The following is a 20612-nucleotide window of genomic DNA, read 5'->3' as shown; positions in this document are numbered from 1 at the left end:
TTGTTTTAGCAGTGACCGGGGAACGGGGCGGAAAGTTTCGGGGAGGTGATGGGTGTACGTGAGGTTAAAGCCAAAGGGTATCCCACAATGGATAGTCGCCAATTCGGGCGACCAGGCCTGCGCGTAGAGGGTTGGCGACGATATAACGGGCGGCGGCTTTTAGATCCTCTTCGTGTCTCAGCGCTCTGTCGTAATAGCCTCTTTGCCAGATTATCCCTTCATAGCTCGTCCGTTGTTTTATCGCGCGGCTGCTACGTGATTTAACCCGACACATCAACTGTGACAGCGACTGGCTTCGTAGCTCAATCGTCCAGTGGAAATGATCTGGCATGACGACCCAGGCCAAAGATTGAGCCATGCCTTGCTCTTCTGCGGATCTGAACTGCTGCACGACCAGGCGTCCCAATTGCCAATCTGAGAACACTGGATTGCGTTGCGCAGTGACTGCGGTGAGCACATAGAAATTACCGGGGTCAGAGAAACGGCCAGTGCGTAATCGATGTCCTTTGAATAGATTGGGCATTCCTTTTCCTCCTTGACCTTGAATCGGGTTTCGGAGGTTATTTCCAGAAGCACAGATTGTGGCGGAAACTAATTATCAGGTTGTGTCAGTCACACCGCTTCGCAGCCTTCGGCAGCTCCTACAGGGATTGCGTGGACCCCTTAATATGTAGGAGCTGCCGAAGGCTGCGAAAACAGGGACCGCGTGGATCCCCGATTCTGTAGGAGCTGCCGAAGGCTGCGATAAGGTCCGCAGGACCTTCAATCAACGATCAATCTTATCCAGCGTCCGCAGCTTCGCCGGCAACGCCCACAGCAGCAATGCCACCGCCACCAAACTGGCGACGCCAATCACGTACAACGCCGGGGTGGTGCTGCCGGTGAGGTCTTTGATGCGGCCGACCATCACCGGGCTGACGATGCCGCCGAATTGGCCCAGGGTATTGATCACCGCGATCCCGCCCGCCGCCCCGGCACCTGCGCCGGCCAGCAGTTTGGGTGGCAAAGCCCAGAACGCTGGAATGCTGGCAACGATGCCGGTGCCCATCAAGCTCAAGGAGATCACCAGGAACAACGTGTGATCGGCAAAGATCCCGGCGCTGAAAAAGCCAATCGCGCCCACGCACACCAGGCCCGCCACGTATTTACGACGCTCGCCGCTGGCATCCGACATCCGCCCGACCACCACCATGGCGATGGCGCCACAGATGTACGGGATCGCGGTCAGCAGACCGATGATTACCGGGCTTTCAGTTCCCGCACTGCGAATCAGCTGCGGTGCCCAGAAGTTCAAGCCGTAGGACGCGACCTGGATCAGGAAGTAGATCAAACCCAGCATCAGGAAACCCGGCAGTTTCAACGCCGCCAACAACGAGCCGCTTTTGTGTGGTTCGTGGTGCGCGATACGACTGGCGAGGTAGGTTTTTTCCTGGGCGGTCAGCCACTGCGCATCAGCGATCTTGTCCTTGAGCACCAGTAACACCAGCCCCCCCAACAATACGCACGGCAGGCCGCCGAGGAGGAATAGCCAGTGCCAGCCGCGCATGTTCATCACCCCATCCAGATGCCCCAACACCAGACCCGACAGCGGCGCGCCGATCAGTCCAGCAAAAGCCGATGCCAGGAACAACAGCGAGGTAATGCGGCCGCGATAGTGCTGCGGGAACCACAGGGTCAGGTAATACAACACCCCCGGGGCGAAGCCGGCTTCCATCGCGCCGATGATGAAGCGCAAACCATAGAACTGCCATTCGGTGTTCACAAACACCATCAGGGCGGTGGCCACGCCCCACGACATCATGATCCGCGCGATCCAGCGCCGTGCGCCGACCTTGTACAGCATCATGTTACTTGGCACTTCGAACAGCACGTAGCCGACCACGAACAAACCCGCGCCCAGGCCATAAGCGGTATCGCTCAGGCTAAGGTCGGTCTGCAGTTGGAATTTGGCGAAGCTGATGTTGATGCGGTCGAAGAAGGCAAACAAATAGCAAACCATGATCAGCGGCATCAAACGCCAGGCAATTTTGCTGATCAGGGCCTTTTCCGCACTCATGACTTGCGCAGGCGTGCTGTCTGCATTTAGAACAGAGATCGTCATTGCATTTTCTCCAGACGGACTTCCCGTAAGAGTCCGATTGTTTTTGTTGTCTGGTCTGGGGACTGTTGCCCCCCTTATGTCAAAGCAAAAGCTCAAGCCACAGCGTTAAACAGGTAAATTCTCCGGTGCCTTGTGCAGGTCGCAATTGCGTCCGGCCTTGGCCACCTGACCGGGCATTTCATGACCCAACAGGTCGGGCAAACGACGCGACATGGCCAACAGATGCGGCAGGTCAATCCCGGTATCAATGCCCATCTCTTCGCACATGTTCACCAAGTCTTCGGTGCAAATATTGCCCGATGCACCGGGCGCGAACGGACAACCGCCCAGCCCGCCAAGGGATGCATCGAAACGCCGCGCACCGGCTTCGTACGCCGCCAGCACGTTGCTCAAACCAAGGCCGCGAGTGTTATGGAAATGCAGGGTCAGTTGCGACGCCGGAATCCGTGTCAGCACTCGCTGCACCAGGCGATGCACCTGTCGAGGGTTGGCCATGCCGGTGGTGTCGGCCAGGCTGATGCCCTGCATACCCAGCTCCATATAGGCATCGACAAACTGCATGACCCGGTCTTCGTCGATCACGCCTTCGAAGGGGCAACCAAAGGTGGTGGCAATCGAGCCGTTCAGGCTCAGTGACGTGTCTTGAGCCATGGCCACGATGTCGGCAAACGCAGTCAGCGACTGCTCGCAACGCATGCGCATGTTGGCCAGGTTGTGGGTCTGGCTGGCCGACATCACCAGGTTCAATTCGTCGGCACCGGCGCTCAAGGCACGCTGCGCCCCTCGCAAGTTAGGCACCAATGCGACGTAGGTCACCCCCGGTTGCCGTTGAATGCCGAAGAACACTTCCTCGCCATCGCGCAACGCCGGAATGGCTTTGGGCGAAACGAAAGAGCCGGCTTCGATGCGGGAAAATCCAGCCAGCGACAGTTGATCGATCAGCGCGATCTTGTCGGCGGTTTCCACCCACTTCGGTTCGATTTGCAAACCGTCGCGCGACGACACTTCCTGCACGATCAGGCGTTCGGAATAGTCGGTAATCATTGCACCACCCCTTCGGATTTCAGACGGGCGATATCACTTTCGGTCATGCCCAGTTCGCTCAAAACGCTAGACGTATGTTGCCCCAGCGACGGTCCCTGCCAGTTAACCGCGCCTGGGGTTTCAGACAATTTCGGCACGATGCCTGGCATCTTCACTGCTGCGCCGCCCGGCAATTGCGCGTCGATAATCATCTCGCGCGCCTGGTAATGCGGATCAGCGACGATATCGGCCACCGAATAAATCCGTCCAGCCGGGACCTCGGCGGTTTCCAGTGCTTGCAACACCACGTCGATGGACTGGCTGGAAGACCAGGCGCTGATCGCCTCGTCAAGCATGCCGCTTTGCAGGGCACGCCCGTCGTTGTGGGCAAACGCCGGGTTCTCGCCCAGATCGTCGCGACCGATCACTTGCATCAGGCGCTTGAAAATAGGGTCGCTGTTGCCGGCGATGACCACGTAGGCGCCATCGGCGGTCGGGTAAGTATTGGACGGCGCGATGCCGGGCAAGGCACCGCCGCTGCGCTCACGAACATGACCGAGCATGTCGTATTCCGGCACCAGGCTTTCCATCACGTTGAACACGCTTTCGGCCAACGACACGTCGACAACCTGCCCGTCGCCCTGCCCGGTCTTGACCCGCAGCAACGACATCAGTGCACCCATCACCGCATGCATCGACGCCAACGAATCACCGAGGCTGACACCGACCCGCGCTGGCGGAGTACCCGGTGTGCCGGTGGTGTAACGAATGCCACCCATGGCCTCGCCGATGGCACCAAAGCCCGGACGGTCGCGGTACGGGCCGGTCTGGCCGTAACCGGAAATACGCACCAGGGTCAGCTTGGGGTTGATCGCATGCAGCACGTCCCAGCCGAGGCCGAGTTTTTCCAGGGCACCGGGGCGCAAGTTCTCGATCAGCACGTCGGTGCTTTCGGCGAGTTGCTTGACGATGGCGATGCCTTCGGGGGATTTGAGGTTCAGCGCGAGGGATTTTTTGTTGCGTGATTGCAGGTACCACCACAGGGACGTGCCCTCGTGGAGTTTTCGCCATTTGCGAAGAGGATCACCCTGACCCATCGATTCGATTTTGATGACTTCGGCGCCGAACTCGGCCAGCAGGCGTGCAGCAAAAGGAGCCGCGATCAGCGTACCGATTTCGATAACGCGGATTCCGCTCAGAGGGGCAGTCATTTTCAGTACCTCATGTCTTTTTATTGGAATAACAGCCTTGGAACATGGGCCAAGGCTAGAGGCACGACACGAGGGAATCCAACCGTCAGTTGGCAACGAGCGTTCGCCAAATGCGAACGCTCGCAGGGAAGTGTCTAGCTCGCGGGGTTTTCCTGCTGACTCAGTTGATCGAACAACAAACGGCTGACCGGCGTCAGGCTTTCCAGGTCACGCGTCACCAGAATCAGCGTGCGCGCCGACCAGTCATCACTCAGCGCGACGGCCGTCAGGCCCAGTGCGCGACCAAATAATTCGTAGGCTTTTTGCGGCAGGATACCGATGCCCATGTTGGCCTGAACCATCCGGCACACGGCGTCGAACCCCGGAACATGAATGCGCACGCGCAGGATTCGCCCACCGGCACGCGCTGCCGCGTGAGTGCGCATGTTGATCGAGCTGGCGGCGTGCAAACCGATATGGTCGCTGTCGAGGGTGTCGGCGAACGCCACGTGTTCACGTTCGGCCAGCGGATGGTCGCCGCGCATCACCACCACCAGCTTGTCGTGGCGATACGGCACGCTGAACAGGTCCTGGATGTCGGTGTCCATCGAGCAGATACCGATGTCGGCCATGCCGTCGACGATGCCTTGCACCACGCCTTTGCTGGGCCGCTCTTCGAGGTCGACCTTGACTTGTTCGTGACTGGAAACGAAGTCGTGCAGGTCTTCGGGAAGGAACTGGATGATCGCCGAGAGGTTAGCCAGCATCCGCACGTAACCGCGCACTCCTTGCAGGTGCTCGCTGAGTTCAAGGCCCATTTTTTCGACGTCGTAGAGCATGCGTCGGGCGTGGTGCAACAGGGTTTCCCCGGCGGCAGTCAGCGCCATGCCCTTGGCGTTGCGCACAAACAGGCCGACGCCCAGCGCATCCTCCAGCTCCATCAAGCGCTTGCTCGCCGCCGACACCGCAATCGCCTCCCGCGCCGCAGCACGAGTCAAGGTGCCTTCTTCGTGGACGGCAATGAACAGTTGCAGGGTGACCAGGTCGAGACGACGGGTGAGATTTTTGTGCAACATGGGCAGGGATACTCGGCTTCGCGATGAGGCAGAGGATATCGGGTCTGCCGACACAATCAATTGTAGGAGCTGCCGCAGGCTGCGATCAGGCCCGAAGGGCCTTCATTATTGCCGCCGCTTCGCAACGGATCGCAGCCTTCGGCAGCTCCTACAGGTTTTTGTGGCGACTGTTAGAACCCCACACTCGCCTGTACAAACACCGTCCGAGGCTGGCCGACGTAGATGCCCGAGTTGTTGTCGCTGGAGCGGGTGAAGTACTGGTGGTCGAACACGTTCTTCACCCCGGCCGCCAGTTTCAGGTTGGACAGTTCCTTGCCGAAGTCATAACCGCCACGCAGGTTCCAGGTCATGTAGCCCGGGATGTTGCCGTACTGGCCGTCAGCCGTTGGCTCGGTGATGTAGTTGCCGTTGAAGCTGCCGTCAGCGTTGGTCCCGGTGCCCGGCGAACGTTGTTGCGACTGGGCGAAACCATCGATGTTGTAGGTCCAGCGATTGATCTGATAACGCAGACCGACCGTCGCCACCTGACGCGAGTAGAACGGCAGGTCGCGGCCCTTGAAGCCCGGAATATCGCCCTCGTAAGTCGCACGGGTGTAGGTGAAACCGGCGTTGGCGGTCAAGCCGTCCAGACGTGAATCCAGGTCACCCATGTCGTAGTGCACGGCCGTCTCGATCCCCTGGTGCTTGGTCGCGCCCAGGTTGGTCCAACCCACGTCGTTGCTGATGTATTGCAGTTCGTCTTTGAAGTCGATGTAGAACAGGGTGATTTCACCGCCCCATACACCGTTCTCGTAGCGTGTGCCCAGTTCGTAGGTCTTGGCTTTTTCCGGCTCCAGGCCATTGGCCGTGTTGTCGCCGACACCGCCCTGGCCGATCTGGAAGTACTGCAGGCTGCCGAACGAGGTTTCGTAGTTGGCGAACAGTTTCCAGGCGTCGGAGAGGTGGTACATCACGCTCAACGCTGGCAGCGGTTCGTTGCTTTCGATGCTGCGGTTTTTCTCTGGCACCGGTTTGCCGTTGGTGCCCAGCACCGGATTGTCCTGCCAGTTGGTGCTGATGTGCTCGAAGCGGATGCCCGGCGTAATGGTCCATTTGCCGACATCGATCTTGTCGTCGAAGTAGGCGGCGGTGGCTTCCGTTCCGCCTGTGCGGTCCTGGTAGATATGCCCGTCCGCCGTGGGTGTAACGGTCGGTATGTCGTTGATCAGCCCCAGCACGCTGGCCTGTTCATGCATTGACTCCTTCAGGTAGCGCACGCCGATACTGGCTTCCTGAGTGGTCGGGCCGACGTCGAATACGTGGGACACGCGTGGCTCGATGCCAAAGGTCCGGTAGCTGCGCGGGTACGAGCTGAGGGTCTTCTGGTCGCGGGCGGCGATGGTACTGCCACGGAAACTGTCGGTGTAATAGGTCAGGATTTCGGCCTGGGTCGAGTCATCGATCTGACGCAGGTACTTGATCGAGATGTCCTTGCGCCGGCCGCTGAAGTTGTCCCAGTCGCGGTCGGACTGGTACGGGTTGGCGTCGTACTGCTTCTGCGTCAGGCCGCCGGGCATGTCGGCCTTGGCGTCGTAGTAGTGGAAGTTCACCGACAAATCGTCGATGTCAGTCAGCGCCCAGTGGGTCTTGAGCAACACGTCATTGATGTCGTTGCTGTTGTTGTCGCCTTCGCGGTAACCGTCGCCCTTCACCGTGGAATACAGCAACGCGGCGCCCAGGCCGTTGTCCAGGGTGCCGCCGATGAAGCCGGTTTCGGTGTTCTTGACCCCGCCGTGACGGCTCGACTCGATGGTGGTGCTGACGTCACCCGACAGCTGCTTGGGAATCGCCCGGGTCACGAAGTTGATCACGCCGCCGACGTTCTGAGGTCCATAACGCACCGAACCCGCGCCGCGTACCACGTCGATGCTGTCCAGATTACCGGCCGAGATCGGCGCCATCGACAGTTGCGGTTGGCCATAGGGGGCGAACGCTGCCGGTACGCCATCGATCAATACGGTGGAGCGCGGCGACAGGCGCGACGTCAGACCACGCACACCGACGTTGAGGGAAATGTCGCTGCCGCCGGTGCCGTTGGACTCCTGCACTTGCACGCCCGGTACGCCCTTCAAGGCGTCACGCAGGCTCATGGCGCCTTCTTCGACCATCTTTTCCCGACGCACCACAGTCCGCGCGCCCGGATGGTTTTGCACCACCGCCTGATCGGCATCACCCAGCCAGTCACCGACCACCTTGATGTCGGTCGCCGGCATTTCAATCACACCCGGCGCAGCGCTGGCACTGGTAGTCGCCGCCTGTGCGTGCAATACCACAGAGCTCGAGGACATTTCATACGCCAGGCCGCTGCCCTGCAACAGCGCGCGCAGTGCTTGCTCTGCCGACAGGTTGCCGTCGACCGCCGGCGCCTGCTTGCCGGCCACCACGTCCGGGCTGAAGAACAACTGCAAGGACGTCTGCTGACCCAGTTGGCTCAACGCGCTGCCCAGCGGCTGCGATTGAATATGGATGGCGGTCGGCGCCTCGTCTGCGTAACTGGAACTCATCCCGGTGCTGACCGCCAACGCCAGTGCCAGAGGCAACCAGCGTGAGGCGTTGGAAGTAGGCAGTGCGCGGCTGACAGCGAGATGAAGCGCAGAAGGCTGGGTGTTTTTCACGTCGTTTCTTGTCCTGTTGATCGCAAAAGGCGGGCAATGTCTGCGCAGCTTGTAATGAAAACCAATCGCAGTTGGACAAGAAGACGAAGAACTTCAAAAAAACCTGAACGCTTTGTGAAACTATCGTGAAAATATTTCCTGACTGCCGTCGGCCAGGGTCCGTACGTTGACCGGCAGCAGCTTGGGCAACGCCGCCAACAGCGCGTCGGTGTCGTCGGATTTGAACACGCTGGTCAGGCGCAACGCGCTGGTTTTGCCTGCTGCCACGATCAGAGGTTTCTCCCGATAGCGTGAGACTTCCGCCGCCACGTCACTGAGCGCAACGTCGTTGAACACCAGCTTGCCGTTGCGCCAGGCGGTGACTTCGGCAGTGTTGATCGCCGAGGCCGGGGTCACGTTGCCGTTGGCATCAATGCGCGAACCCAAGCCCGCCGTGAGAATCACCGGCTCGCCCTGCGCGCCTTCCCGGCCATTGACCCTGACGGTGCCCGACTCCACCGCCACCTGGGTTTGCTCGGGGTCGCGACGCACGTCAAAACGCGTGCCGGTGACCGTGACCGTCCCCGCGCCCGCCCGCACCACAAAGGGTTTCGAGGCATCGTGGGCAACGCTGAACATGGCTTCGCCCTGGGTCAGCTCCACGGAACGACGACCCCGCTCAAAGCGCACATCGAGCCGCGTGCGGCTGTTCAGGTCCACCACCGAACCGTCCGGCAACGCCACTTGGCGACGCTCACCAACGGCGGTCGCGAACTGCGCGGCGTAAGAAGCAGAAGGCGCATTCAGCACACTGAACAAGGTCACGCCCACTGCCGCCAACACCAGGCTCGCGGCCACCGCATAACGAACGATCGGACGGCTGTTCAACGCGGGTGGGTGGAACAGCGGATTCTGCGGCGTTGGCTCGTTCGGCTGACACAGCGCCTGCAAGCGCCCGCTGGGCAGCAGGTCAGCGGCCGACCACAGCTGTTGCAGCATCGCGTACTCGAGGCGATGCGCCGCGTGCTGATTCAGCCAAGTGTCGAACGCCACCTGCTCGGCGGCACTCAAGTCCTTATCGTTGACGCGGGAGAACCAGTACGCCGCATCATCGCGTACCGAATTCAAACCGCACGCACAGTCCCGCGCTTCCTTCATGGGATGTCCTGCTTCAATGTAATGGGACGAAACCGCTTCAATTCCGGGCTTCCAGCCGATCGCGCAAATGCCGCAAGGTGCGGATCATATACTTCTCCACCATGTTCTTGCTCAGGCACAGGCGCTCGGCGATCTCCGCCTGCGTCAGCCCTTCGAGCTTCTGCCAGACAAACACCTTGCGGCAATTGAGCGGCAACTCGGCCAAGGCTTTTTCGATGGAATCGGCAAGCTGCAACGCATGCATGAACGCCTCCGGATCACCCGTGTGCGGCAACGAATAGTCAGCCGCCTCCAACTCCAGCAACGCCCGCCGGTCTTCACGGCGAAAGGTATCCACCGCGATATTGCGCGCGGTCTGGTGCAGGTAGGCACGGGGTTGCTCAACCGCTGCCGAGTCGGACTCCAGCACCCGGACAAACGCATCGTGGGTCAGGTCTTCCGCCAGATGACGGCTGCGCAAACGACGGGTCCATGTCCCAATGAGCTCTTCATAGTGGTCAAGGAAGCCTTTATTGCGTGGCAGCTTGAGAGTCATCGGGGGTGCGCAGTGGAGGGGGTAAGGGTGCGAATAGTAATGGTTACTATTTGCGCACGCAAATGATTCTGGTCGGTGGGTGATTTGTTCGTATCCGAAATAATGTCGGTCTCGGTGTGGAAGATAAAATCCCCGAACCCCCATCCAACCAACCTCGCCAGATCTGGTTGAATCAGGTTGTGACGTTCGGCAATTTTCAGCCATAGCGCCGCCTTGTCGGGCATATGGCGTGAAAGCGTCAGTGGAACCGGCGGCGCTGTCTCCATCCCGAGATGTCGTGCTGTGTCCGCCTGACGGGCATTCGTTCTATCAGCAATGCATCGGGATTCTTGCATATGTGGAGGACGCAGAACGCGACGCCTCCGGATAGGGAGAAGCACGCGGGCGTCTTAGAGTAAGTGCCAGCGTGCCTTTCGACACGGCCCGCAAACGCTTCGTAGTGAACCACCGGGCTTCATTCTGGAATGGCTACAGGGGTGCCTTGCTCAGTCGAGTTCGCCGTAATGTGCCGACGACGCCAACGACGCTGATCGCCCTGACAAGGGAAAATCAACGCGCTGGTCCGAAGCGCTATGGCATCAATGAGTAACGACACCAATTTGTTGCAGGAACGTCAGATTGTCTTCCAAGTGCCAGTTCTCGGCGATTCGGCCATCAGCGATGCGGTAGATATCGGTGGCGATGAAGTTCACTGCCTGCCCCTGCCCCTTCACCCCATTGAAGGTGCCCGTGAAGTGCCCCGTGAAGCGCAGGTGCGACACCACCCGATCACCACTAACGATCATCTGCTGCACTTCGCAATTCAGATCAGGCACGGCGCCGTGGAAAGCCGACGACGCAGCCAGGGGGCCGGCGATGCCTTGTGCTCGACCCGGTGGCAGCGCACGGTCCATGAAGTCGGGCGCCAGCGCCTCGCGGGCCAGCGCCGGATCGCCGGACGACCAGAATGTCGCGTAACGGCGTGCGGCGAGGGTCTGCGCCTGGACCTGTTCAGGCTTGGCGCCGGGATCGGCAATCAGCACTTTGGGGGTGACCAGCGCGGGCTCGGCGGCGAGCGCATTCTGGCTCAGGAAAGTGGCAGTGACAGCGGCGGCCAACAGGCCTGTGATCAGCGAGCGCATGAGGCTTCTCCAGGGGTGATGGACGGGTAATCGCTATAGCCTTCAGCAGTGCCACCGAACAGGCTGGCGTGATCAAGGGCGGCGAGCGGCAGGTCTTGCGCCAGACGCAGTGGCAAGTCAGGGTTGGCAACGAACGGTCTGCCAAACGCCACGAGGTCCGCATAGCCCTTGTCGATGACCCACTCGGCGCGGGCACGGTCATAGTTTCCCGCGACGATGATCGGGCGGGTGAAGCGTTGGCGAATCGCCTGGCGGAATGATTCGGTGAACACCGGCGCGTCGTCCCAGTCCGCTTCTACCAGGTGCAGATAACCAATGCCCTTGTCCTGCAGGTACTCGGCGGCTTCGAGGATCGTCGGCAGAATGTCAGGGCACGTCATGCCACGGGCGGTCAAAAACGGCGCGAGGCGGATGGCCGTGCGTTCGGCACCGACTTCATCGCTGACGGCGTCGATCACTTCCTTGAGAAAGCGCAGGCGGTTTTCTCGCGAGCCACCGTATTCGTCGGTGCGCGTGTTGGAAGTGGTGCGCAGAAACTGGTCGACCAGATAGCCATTGGCGCCGTGGATCTCCACGCCATCAAAACCGGCACGCATGGCCCGGCGAGCGGCCAAACGAAAGTCCTCGACGATCTGCGCGATCTCGCTACGGGTCAGCGCCCGCGGCGTCGGGCAATCGAACATCGCGCCCTGCCCGGTGGCCGGGTCGACTTTCCAGATTTGCCCGTCGAAGGCTACAGCAGACGGTGCCACCGGCAGTTCGCCTTGCTGGAACTCGGGGTGGGACAGACGGCCAACGTGCCACAGTTGCAAAAAGATCCGGCCGCCTTCGGCGTGTACGGCCTGAGTCACGCCGTGCCAGCCTTGCAACTGCGCTTCGTCATGAATGCCGGGGGTAAAGGAGTAGCCCTTGCCCTGTGGCGAGATCTGGCTCGCCTCGGTCACGATCAACGCTGCCGATGCACGCTGGGCGTAGTACTGAGCGTTAAGGGCGTTGGGAATGTCACCCGGCTGGCTGCTGCGGGCGCGAGTCATGGGGGCCATCACTACCCGGTGAGGAGCATTCAGGCCGGCGAAGGTGATGGGAGTAAACAGTGTCGAGGGTGTGGTCATGGTGAACGTTTCCTGAGCCAATGAAAGGTGATGGGCTCAGTGTGCGATCAGAGATTCGATTTGATAATTAGGCTAATCTTTGATGGATTTTCAAAAATACTGGAAGAATCATGGATAACCTTGAAGCTATCCGCCTGTTCGTCGAGGCGGCTCAGCTGGGTGGGCTTTCTGCCGCAGGCCGCAAGTTGGGCCTGTCGCCTGCCGCCGCCAGCGCGCGACTACTCAAACTTGAGGCCTCGCTCGCGACTCGCTCGCGACTCGCTTGTTTGAGCGCACGACGCGTCAGTTAAGACTCACCGATGAAGGCCGCCTGTACCTGCAACACTGCCGCCAGGCGTTGCAGTCGCTGGACGATGCCCGGGCGGCGCTGTCGGCGGAAAAGAAGGAAATTCGCGGCAAGATTCGCGTCTCCGCCACCTCGGACTTCGGCCGCCATGTGCTGCGTCCCTGGCTGGATGAGTTCACCACACGCTACCCCCAGGTCGTCCCTGCGCTGCTGCTGTCCGACTCGCTGTCGCACCTGATTGCCGACGATGTCGATCTGGTCATCCGCTTTGGCGTGCCACCGGACAGCTCGTTGATCGCACGACCGCTGGCGGCCAATCGCCGCGTGCTGTGCGCCGCGCCGAGCTATTTGAAGCGCAAGGGCACGCCCACCCATCCCGCTCAGTTGGGCGACTTCGATCATATCGTTGCCGGCCAGACCGGGTGGTCCAGCGAGTGGCGACTGCAGTGTGGCGAGGAATCACTGCTATTCAAGGTGCCTTTAGAGGCTGCGCGCGAGACCAATGACGGCGCCGTGGCCCGCCAATGGGCCATCGATGGCCACGGCATCGTACTCAAGTCGATCTGGGACGTAAGCGCCGACCTTGCAGCGGGTCGCTTGAGTCGGGTGATGCCCGACTGGCATTCGACCGAAGCGCCCGTACACGCCCTGTATCCGCAAAGTCGCTATCTGGCGCCACGGGTGCGAGCCTTGCTGGACTTTCTGCGTGAACGATTCGAAAAAGCCTCGCGGGAGATCGTTGATGCTGATCGGCATGCATGACCGTATTAATGGCCACGCCAACCGGATTCGCATGCTGGACCGACTCCTCACCTATGCCCGCTCCCACAACGACGTGTGCTTTGCCCGCAAGGACGAGATCGCTCAGTGGGTACTAGCCCATCGCGAAGACACGCCGATACTGGATCGCGGACCTGCCAGCATCAGTGGGTTGCCGGGAGTCTGAGCCCTCACTGACGTGAGGCCAGCCACTCGCGAGCGGCGATCAGCGGGTCCAATCCTTCCTTGCGAATGGCATGATCGATCCGGGTGACGACGGAGTTGCCCAAGTGCAGGTCGGCCAGGATCGCCAGGGTCTGCGCGCTCAGTCGTGGTTCGGCGTCGCGGCGTATCAGCAACGTCGCATCGTCCGCGCCACCCAGCAGCCCCATAGGTTCCTGTAATGCGCGAATACGATAGCGATGATGCAGGTATTGTGGGTGCCACAGCGGCACCACCAACCAGCGCTGCTCACGGACCGCCTGCTCATACCCGTCGAAACACGCCGCTTCGCTGCCTGGCTGAAAGTGGTAGCCCGCCTGCACCAGCCCGTAGGCCTGCACCATGGCCTGAGAAAAACGACTGATGCCCGCGCCTGGGTTAATGCCTTGCAGAGTTCTATCCATGCGCGCCAGCACCTCAGGCTTGAGGAGGTCGGCGATTTCACTCACCGCCGATTCGGGCACATAGTCTGGCACGCCCCAGATGCAGTAAGGCTGGTAAAGCACCCCAAGCTTGCGGGTGCCGCCCATCAGAGGTTCAAGGTACGCGCCGTGGCTATCCGGTAACCAGGCACTCACCAGCAGATCGAACTCCTCCTTGCCGAAGCGGCGGAACATTTCCTCATGGGGGAAGGCCGAGACGACGACCTCATGCCCTTCACGCTCCAGGATCGCCTGGACTACCGCCGCGCTGGCTTGATGAAAGGACAGGTCGATGTAACCAAGACGGATTGGTTTACTCATGTTGGCTTACCTGTAGTTGAGCCGCCTCAAGACGATAGACGCGCACCGGCCACTGGATTTTCGACTGACCGTTGTGAAACATTGCCGCACGATCGATCTGCGGTACCGGCAGGTACAGCCTGCCCTGCTTATCCAGGGTAGGCGCGTCGACCCAATGCAGGCGGGCGTCCACCAGAATGGTCTGTATTTGGTGATCCGGCGTTAGACGACGCAGGGCATTGGCCGCCAAGTCAGTGAAATACAAGTTGCCGCTGGCGTCCATGGTGGTGCCGCCCACTGGAGGCAGGTCGGCCCAGGACTTGACGTGCTGCTGCAACTGCTCGGGCGAAAGTGCAGGGTCGTTCAGCCTGCGCGTTTCGACGCGTGACCAAGGCCCTTCTAGCGACGCGAAATACAGCCATTGGCCGTCTGGACTGACCTCCAGCGGATCGGATTGCACATGCAGCGGCTGGCCATCTGGGGTGCGGACGGTTTCGCCGTCAACCACGATGTCACGGTCAGCCGGAGCGCGGGTGGACGGAGAATTGTTCAGAACTCGGCGCATTTTTCCGGTGCGCAGGTCGAGGACCACAAGGCCCGGCTCACCGGCGTCAGTCAGATAGGCATGGCTGCCAGCGAAGCGGATGTCATCGATATAGCTGTGAGTTCGGGCAATGTCGGCGGGAAACGGCAACACCCTTGTCACCTTGCCGCTGGCCAAATCAATGCGCACCAGCTTGGCCGCCCCGGGAATCACCTCACCGCCAAATCCAGTCACGCCAGCATCGACCACCCAAAGGCCCCCGTGCTGGTCACGGTGGATCGCGTTGACATTGACGAAGCGCCGGGTCGGTGAGACCGAATCACTAGTGGTATTCCACGCCGCATCCGGGTAGGGCTGCGCCTGCCCCTGCTGATCGACCACCGCCAGGGAAGCGCCGCGTGAGCCCGTCCAGCGTGGCCCCGCCACATAGACGCGACCGTCATCACCCACGGCTACAGCGTTCCAGATAGTGTCATTACTTTGTGCAACGACTTGCAAAATGGGTGGCGTGGCAGCCAGAGCAAGCGGCATAACGCTGGCCAGCAGACTAAACAGGACGGGACGAAACCCTTTCATGGGAGTGCTCGAGGTGGTGGAAGTCGTGCTATTTTCATTTACATCGAAAAATAGAAAAACAACCACATTACACAAACACTTTCTGGATTTTGACGAAAATGCTACGACTCGACGACCTTCTGATTTTCGTCCAGACCGCCGAGGCCGGCAGTTTTTCTGCCGCAGCCCGGCAGATGGACCTCACACCTTCGCTGGCCAGCAGCTGCATCCAACGTCTGGAACGGGAGTTGGACGCACGCCTGTTCGTGCGCTCGACGCGGCGCCTGCGGCTGTCGGAAGACGGTGAGCGCTACCTGCCCCATGCCCGCAGTATTCTGGCGGCAGTGGAAGGTGGCCAGCACGTATTGGCTCAGGAGCGCCGGGAAATCAGCGGCACTTTGCGTCTCTCGGCCCCCTCTGATTTCGGGCGCAACGTCCTCGCACCCTGGCTGGACGAATTCCAGCAATCACATCCGGGGCTGTCGCTACATTTGCGGATCAGCGACCAGAACGCGGACTTTTTCCAGCAATCGCTGGACGCGGTGATTCGCTACGGTGTGTTGGCCGACTCTGGCCTGGTCTCGCTGCCGCTGGCACCCGGCAACCTGCGTACGCTGTGTGCCGCACCGGCATATCTGGAACGCTTTGGCACTCCGCAGACCCCAGACGACCTGCGCCAGCACAATTGCCTGCGCTATGTGATGGGTGAGGTTACCCACGAACGGTGGAGCTTTCAGCTGCCCGACGGCGCGCAAACGGTAACGGTCACCGGCAACCGCGTCAGCGACGATGCCGACGTAGTCAGGCGCTGGGCGGTGGCCGGCCTCGGTCTGATCTACAAGTCACGCCTAGATGTATTCGCCGATCTCGAGGCTGGCCGGTTGGTAGAAATCTTTCCCACCACGTATGGAGAGCCGGCCCCGTTGCAGTTGGTCAGCTCTCATCGTACTGCTGTGACACCGGCGCTGCAGAAACTGCGGGAGTTCCTGCAGTCCTGCTGCCAGGACAGGGTGCCTGCTCCATTAGTTTAGGTACGACGATATTTCCAAATATTTTGATAATTCATCAAATAGCAGGCCAATTTTCAAACCCGCAACCCTTTTGCACAATGGAGCCACTTCATCGAAAGAGCTAGGTATCCCCATGCACCTGGATCACGCAAACAACGACATCCAGCCTTGGGTGCATTTGGCGGCTGGCTTGATCATTGAAATTGTCGTCTCTCACTAACTAGCTCCAACATCAAAAGGAAACAAATTATGAATGATTTAACCCATGCAAAAATTCTGATCGTTGGCGGTAGTTCGGGTATTGGCGCCGCTACTGCACAAGCGTTCGCAGCACGCGGTGCGCAGATAACCATCGCATCACGCAACCAGGCCAAATTGGACACGGTTGCAAACAGCATTGGCTCGAGCGTCCGTACCGTAGTGTTAGACACCACCGATGACGTAGCCGTGAGCGCGTTCTTTTCCAACGCGGAGACATTCGATCACGTCGTGATCTCAGCGGCGCAAACACCGGGTGGACCAGTGCGACAACTCGCACTGGACGATGCGTATGCCGCCATGAATAGCAAGTTCTGGGGTGCCTACCGCATTGCACGAGTCGTCAGTATAAAAGCGGGAGGATCTCTGACATTCGTTTCAGGCTATCTCAGTGGCCGTCCAAGTAAGTCGTCGGTGTTGCAAGGCGCGATCAACGCCGCACTGGAGGCGCTGTCACGAGGCCTGGCATTGGAACTGTCGCCAGTCCGTGTTAATACGGTTTCTCCCGGGCTCATTGCTACGCCGTTATGGTCGAAGCTGTCCGATGAGGCTCGCCAATCCATGTACGACAATGCCGCAGCGCGCCTGCCCGCACAGGTGGTGGGTCAGGCAGAAGATATCGCCAACGCTATCGTCTATCTGGCCAGCACGCCCTATGCAACAGGTTCAACAGTACTGGTTGACGGCGGCGCAAGCATTGCTTGAGTGAGTAGCCGCATCTTCCTTTTTAGGCCCGACATCGATGGCGTCATTAGCAGTGTTTTCACGCAGCTAGAATCGAAAACGGTCATTTCGCCCGTCGGCATTTCTAGTCCGCGTTACGGATTGCACATGTCACCAAATCCAGCGCGTCGCCTGCCCCTAGCTGTGAATTAATATTCAGGTACATCGACACGTCCTTCCGCTACCGCAACCATCTCCGGTGATAACGGTTTGTTCTTAAGCAGCAATGCCAATACCAACGCGAGCCCCATCATTGCCGTTGCGCCTTGGAACACTGAGTGAAAGGCGACAAGGATCAACTCGGGACTTGTGGCGTGAGCCATACCACTCGCCAGAACTGCGCCAAAAGTTGCGGCGCCAGTGGCACCACCCAACGTTTTGAAAAAATTCAGCGCACCCGTCGCAACCCCAAGATAGCGATACTCGACAGCGTTCTGCCCGGCCACTACGACAACCTGTATGAAGAACCCCAAGCCGATACCAATGATGGTCAAGATGAAAATGATGGGCCAAAGCGCAGTAGTGAGATGCACCCGCCCCAACATGTATAGCCCTGCCCCCGCAAGCAGCGCCCCCAAAATCGGGAAAGCTCTGTACCGACCAGTGCGTGAAATAACGACCCCAGTCACGGTCGTTGCGACAATCAGCCCTAGCAGTAAGGGAACAATACTGCTGCCAGAGACCAGGGCTGATAACCCGAACACTGTTTGCAGCATTAACGGCACAAAAAGCATGCCCACAAACAACGTTGCCGTAGATAGAAAAAATAGCGCTGATGACACAGAAAATATGGGGTTGGCAAAAAGCACCAGGGGCGTGATCGGCTCAGCTGCAGAGCGCTCGAAAAGCAGGTACGTAACGAGCGAAATCAGGCTGACAGCCGCCAACCCGAGTATCTGCCATGACCCCCATGCAAACGCGTTCCCTCCCTGAACCATGACAACCAGAAACGAGGTGGTGAAAAGAATCGAAAGAAGCGCGCCCGCAATATCCAATCGGTGTGTGCTTGTGCGAGCGGGCAGGTGTAAGCGGGCGGCAATCATGCAGAAGGCCAGCAAACCGATTGGCACATTGATCAAAAATATCCACTGCCAACTCCAGTGATCAACAATCAACCCACCCAGCACCGGCCCCAGGATAATTGCTATGGCCGGGACTATCCCCAGCGTGGCCTGATAACGCGCGCGCTCCCGTGGCGAAACCAGATCCCCGATGATTGCCATGACCAAAGAGTTGAGACCTCCACCGCCTACGCCTTGCAATGCACGAAACCCGATCAACCACAGCATGGTTGGCGCTAACGAACACAAAGCTGAACCAGCGACGAAGAGCGCGACGGCGACCTGAAACACCTTTTTCCGACCATACATGTCGCCAAGCTTGCCAAAAATAAGTGTGCTAATGGCGCTCGTGAGCAAATAGGCCGTTACGATCCAGGGAGTGTTTACACTATCGCCGAGCTCCTCGCTGATCCGGCCTAAGGCCGTGGCGATAATGGTCTGATCAAGGGTGGAAATGAATAACACCAACATCAACGGCCATAGCACGGCAGAAATGACGCCCCTTGTCGCGGGCGGTATTGCATTGATAGAGCGGGAGTCTGCGCTGGGCATATCAGTTTTTCTCAAATTGAGATCTTTCAAACCTGGGCCATCCCACCGTCTATGGCGAGAATGCTGCCCGTCATATAGGACGAATCAGCACAAGCGAGGAATAGAGCAGCACTGGCGATTTCCTCAGCGTTTCCCCAACGCTTCATCGGCACTGCGGCGCAGACGTAGGCATCCACGTCAGGTTGCTCATAGGCTCCCTGTGTCAGAGGGGTCTTGATGGCCCCGGGACTCAACACGTTGAACCGCACACGTCTGAGGGTCAGTTCTTCATCGTTGGCAAATGTACGAGCCAGGCTACGCACGGCCGCCTTGGTCGCCGCATATAACGGGTCACCCCATCGCCCCATGTCCGCGGCGGCCGATCCGGTCAGGATCACAGAAGCGCCATTCGCAAGCAGTGGCAGCGCCCGCGCGACAGTGAAAAACACACCCTTGAAGTTGAGCCCGATCATGGAGTCGAACGCAGCTTCGTCCACCTCCCTCAGTGGTGGATTGTGTGAAGTTCCAGCATTGGCAAACAAAACGTCGATATGACCATGACGCTCCGATACGGCGGCCATTACGCGGTCAATATCGGCAACGCTGGATACATCGGCCACCACACCTGAGGCTCTCGGTCCGATGGTGAGCAACGCTTCATCGAGTTTTGTGGCATCGCGTCCAACGATCACCACCGATGCCCCTTGCGCATGCATCAGATGCGCTGTTGCCAAACCAATACCGCTGGAACCACCAGTTATCAGTGCGACTTTGCCAGAGAGTTTGAGCAGCGTTTCTGTCATGAAATGATCGTCCATAGAAGTAAGTCATCATTTGATGACTTTAATATCACACGACGAATTTGCCAATGTCAACGACTGATGACAAGATGATCCAATGAACCCAAAAAAACAGTTAACCGCCTCCGACCCGAATGCGCACACGCTGCAACAAACTGTTCGTGCACGAAACGCTTCGCAAACACGACTGCGCATTCTCAGTGCCGCGCGGCGATGCTTTTCATGCAAAAGTTATGAGAATGTTGGCATACGGGAGATTGCCGCAGAGGCAGGTGTGGATGCTGCGCTGGTAAGCCGCTACTTTGGTGGTAAGGAGCAATTGTTCGCCGAAATCATTCAGGGGGCCTTCAACGTTGAAGAGCATTTGCCTACTGACCTGAACGGCATCGGTGCATTCTTGGTCGAACAGGTGCTGAACGATGAACCTACTCCTGAGGATGACGGCTTCAATCCGTTGAGTCTGCTATTGCTGGCCGCGGCAAGCCCCGAGACCTCAACCGTCGTATCGAATCGTTTCCAAAAAGAGTTTGTACAACCGTTGGCACAAACGTTGGGCGGCAGAAACGCCAACGTGCGAGCTGCGTTGATAGGTTCCTATGTGATTGGACTTGCCACTATGCGGCATTTACTTAAATCACCGGATCTCGCCCCCCCCTTGTTAGACGAGTCTGTGACATTGGTGATTAATGCCATACAGTCTTGCGTTGCTCACCCGCCTGAGTCGGACGGAAATTTCGACAATGTTGCGTCCAAAACCAGGAACTGATTGCCTAGAGTTTTTCGTAGACACAGATAATCGTCTGCTCTGGGTCCGGTCTGTGTAAAAACACCGGTGATTGTCTAGCCTTTTGATCCCCGAGATCGTATCGGTGGCGGGCGTGAAGCGATTCATCGAAGGTGAGACTCGGACGCAAGTGACGCTGCTGCCGGAGTGCCTGGACGATATGAGCTTCCAAGTGAGCGGCCGCTTCACGCCCTGAGGAATTCAGTCAAGCAAGACCGGGATCATCCCATGTCTTTCGCCAGGGGTCGCGTTCAGTCACGGACACTTTTTTGACCGCGCACCTGGAGCCATGAGCTGGCAAGGGGTATCTATTTCGAATGCCTGACAGCCTTGAGAAGGCTGGATGCTACCGGTGTTGTCGCTGGGCTGGCGACCATCGCCCTCACCATCTGCTGCCAGAAACCTTCG

General features: G+C 59.1%; 21 protein-coding genes. 6 read left to right on the top strand and 15 right to left on the bottom strand.

Annotated elements, in window-relative coordinates; translation table 11 throughout:
• Positions 1–64: 64 nt before the first annotated feature.
• From ACF0H7_RS08785 to ACF0H7_RS08735, 11 genes are all read right to left on the bottom strand, one after another.
• Positions 65–523: an REP-associated tyrosine transposase gene (locus ACF0H7_RS08785; protein ID WP_397452374.1), complete on the bottom strand. Its 459-nt coding sequence runs from the start codon at positions 521–523 to the stop codon at positions 65–67.
• A 243-nt stretch (positions 524–766) separates the two neighbouring features.
• Positions 767–2101: an MFS transporter gene (locus tag ACF0H7_RS08780; protein WP_397452373.1), complete on the bottom strand. Its 1335-nt coding sequence runs from the start codon at positions 2099–2101 to the stop codon at positions 767–769.
• A gap of 105 nt (positions 2102–2206) precedes the next feature.
• A complete protein-coding gene (locus ACF0H7_RS08775; protein WP_397452372.1) occupies positions 2207–3145 on the bottom strand; it encodes a hydroxymethylglutaryl-CoA lyase in 939 nt (312 codons plus the stop codon).
• On the bottom strand, positions 3142–4335 hold the full coding sequence (locus ACF0H7_RS08770) for a CaiB/BaiF CoA transferase family protein (RefSeq protein ID WP_397452371.1): 1194 nt from the start codon (positions 4333–4335) through the stop codon (positions 3142–3144). The genes ACF0H7_RS08775 and ACF0H7_RS08770 overlap by 4 nt, the downstream gene beginning before the upstream one ends.
• Before the next feature lie 134 nt (positions 4336–4469).
• Positions 4470–5390, bottom strand: a complete 921-nt coding sequence (locus ACF0H7_RS08765) for a LysR family transcriptional regulator (protein ID WP_397452370.1) — start codon at positions 5388–5390, stop codon at positions 4470–4472.
• Positions 5391–5560: 170 nt separating this feature from the next.
• Positions 5561–7996 (bottom strand): TonB-dependent siderophore receptor, encoded by a 2436-nt coding sequence (locus ACF0H7_RS08760; protein WP_397453862.1) that lies wholly within the window; start codon positions 7994–7996, stop codon positions 5561–5563.
• 168 nt (positions 7997–8164) lie between these two features.
• Positions 8165–9181, bottom strand: a complete 1017-nt coding sequence (locus ACF0H7_RS08755; protein ID WP_397452369.1) for a FecR family protein — start codon at positions 9179–9181, stop codon at positions 8165–8167.
• A gap of 37 nt (positions 9182–9218) precedes the next feature.
• Positions 9219–9716, bottom strand: a complete 498-nt coding sequence (locus ACF0H7_RS08750) for a sigma-70 family RNA polymerase sigma factor (RefSeq protein WP_397452368.1) — start codon at positions 9714–9716, stop codon at positions 9219–9221.
• On the bottom strand, positions 9713–9982 hold the full coding sequence (locus ACF0H7_RS08745) for a hypothetical protein (protein ID WP_397452367.1): 270 nt from the start codon (positions 9980–9982) through the stop codon (positions 9713–9715). Before ACF0H7_RS08745 ends, ACF0H7_RS08750 begins: the two co-directional genes overlap by 4 nt.
• 312 nt (positions 9983–10294) lie before the next feature.
• A complete protein-coding gene (locus ACF0H7_RS08740) occupies positions 10295–10837 on the bottom strand; it encodes an ester cyclase (RefSeq protein WP_397452366.1) in 543 nt (180 codons plus the stop codon).
• A complete protein-coding gene (locus ACF0H7_RS08735; RefSeq protein ID WP_397452365.1) occupies positions 10825–11949 on the bottom strand; it encodes an alkene reductase in 1125 nt (374 codons plus the stop codon). Before ACF0H7_RS08735 ends, ACF0H7_RS08740 begins: the two co-directional genes overlap by 13 nt.
• A gap of 110 nt (positions 11950–12059) precedes the next feature.
• On the opposite strand from ACF0H7_RS08735, the gene ACF0H7_RS08730 reads away from it, so the two are divergent.
• The 3 genes from ACF0H7_RS08730 to ACF0H7_RS08720 are packed head-to-tail and all read left to right on the top strand — an operon-like array spanning position 12060 to position 13181.
• A complete protein-coding gene (locus ACF0H7_RS08730) occupies positions 12060–12239 on the top strand; it encodes a LysR family transcriptional regulator (protein WP_397452364.1) in 180 nt (59 codons plus the stop codon).
• Entirely contained in the window at positions 12212–12997 is a 786-nt protein-coding gene (locus ACF0H7_RS08725; protein ID WP_397452363.1) for a LysR substrate-binding domain-containing protein, read from the top strand. Before ACF0H7_RS08730 ends, ACF0H7_RS08725 begins: the two co-directional genes overlap by 28 nt.
• Entirely contained in the window at positions 12990–13181 is a 192-nt protein-coding gene (locus ACF0H7_RS08720; protein WP_397452362.1) for a hypothetical protein, read from the top strand. Before ACF0H7_RS08725 ends, ACF0H7_RS08720 begins: the two co-directional genes overlap by 8 nt.
• A gap of 4 nt (positions 13182–13185) precedes the next feature.
• Here ACF0H7_RS08720 and ACF0H7_RS08715 read toward each other — a convergent pair whose 3' ends face one another.
• The gene (locus tag ACF0H7_RS08715; protein WP_397452361.1) at positions 13186–13959 is read right to left on the bottom strand and encodes a glycine betaine ABC transporter substrate-binding protein; all 774 of its coding nucleotides are present in this window, start codon (positions 13957–13959) and stop codon (positions 13186–13188) included.
• Positions 13952–15058: an L-dopachrome tautomerase-related protein gene (locus tag ACF0H7_RS08710; RefSeq protein ID WP_397452360.1), complete on the bottom strand. Its 1107-nt coding sequence runs from the start codon at positions 15056–15058 to the stop codon at positions 13952–13954. The genes ACF0H7_RS08715 and ACF0H7_RS08710 overlap by 8 nt, the downstream gene beginning before the upstream one ends.
• Positions 15059–15156: 98 nt before the next feature.
• Here ACF0H7_RS08710 and ACF0H7_RS08705 point away from each other — a divergent pair, with 98 nt between their 5' ends.
• On the top strand, positions 15157–16068 hold the full coding sequence (locus ACF0H7_RS08705) for a LysR family transcriptional regulator (protein WP_397452359.1): 912 nt from the start codon (positions 15157–15159) through the stop codon (positions 16066–16068).
• 228 nt (positions 16069–16296) lie between these two features.
• Entirely contained in the window at positions 16297–17010 is a 714-nt protein-coding gene (locus tag ACF0H7_RS08700; RefSeq protein ID WP_397452358.1) for an SDR family oxidoreductase, read from the top strand.
• A 167-nt stretch (positions 17011–17177) separates the two neighbouring features.
• Here the strand turns inward: ACF0H7_RS08700 and ACF0H7_RS08695 are convergent, their stop codons facing one another.
• The gene (locus ACF0H7_RS08695) at positions 17178–18671 is read right to left on the bottom strand and encodes an MDR family MFS transporter (protein ID WP_397452357.1); all 1494 of its coding nucleotides are present in this window, start codon (positions 18669–18671) and stop codon (positions 17178–17180) included.
• Positions 18668–19438: an SDR family NAD(P)-dependent oxidoreductase gene (locus ACF0H7_RS08690; RefSeq protein ID WP_397452356.1), complete on the bottom strand. Its 771-nt coding sequence runs from the start codon at positions 19436–19438 to the stop codon at positions 18668–18670. Before ACF0H7_RS08690 ends, ACF0H7_RS08695 begins: the two co-directional genes overlap by 4 nt.
• Before the next feature lie 79 nt (positions 19439–19517).
• Between ACF0H7_RS08690 and ACF0H7_RS08685 the strand changes: the two genes are divergently transcribed.
• Positions 19518–20186 carry a TetR family transcriptional regulator gene (locus ACF0H7_RS08685; protein WP_397452355.1) on the top strand — a complete coding sequence of 223 codons (669 nt, stop codon included), beginning with the start codon at positions 19518–19520 and terminating at the stop codon, positions 20184–20186.
• The last annotated feature ends 426 nt before the right edge of the window (positions 20187–20612 follow it).

Source organism: Pseudomonas sp. NA-150, assembly GCF_044336365.1.
Taxonomy (GTDB): Bacteria; Pseudomonadota; Gammaproteobacteria; order Pseudomonadales; family Pseudomonadaceae; genus Aquipseudomonas.
Note: the sequence above shows the minus strand (reverse complement) of the source record. Positions and strands in the feature narration are given on the sequence as shown.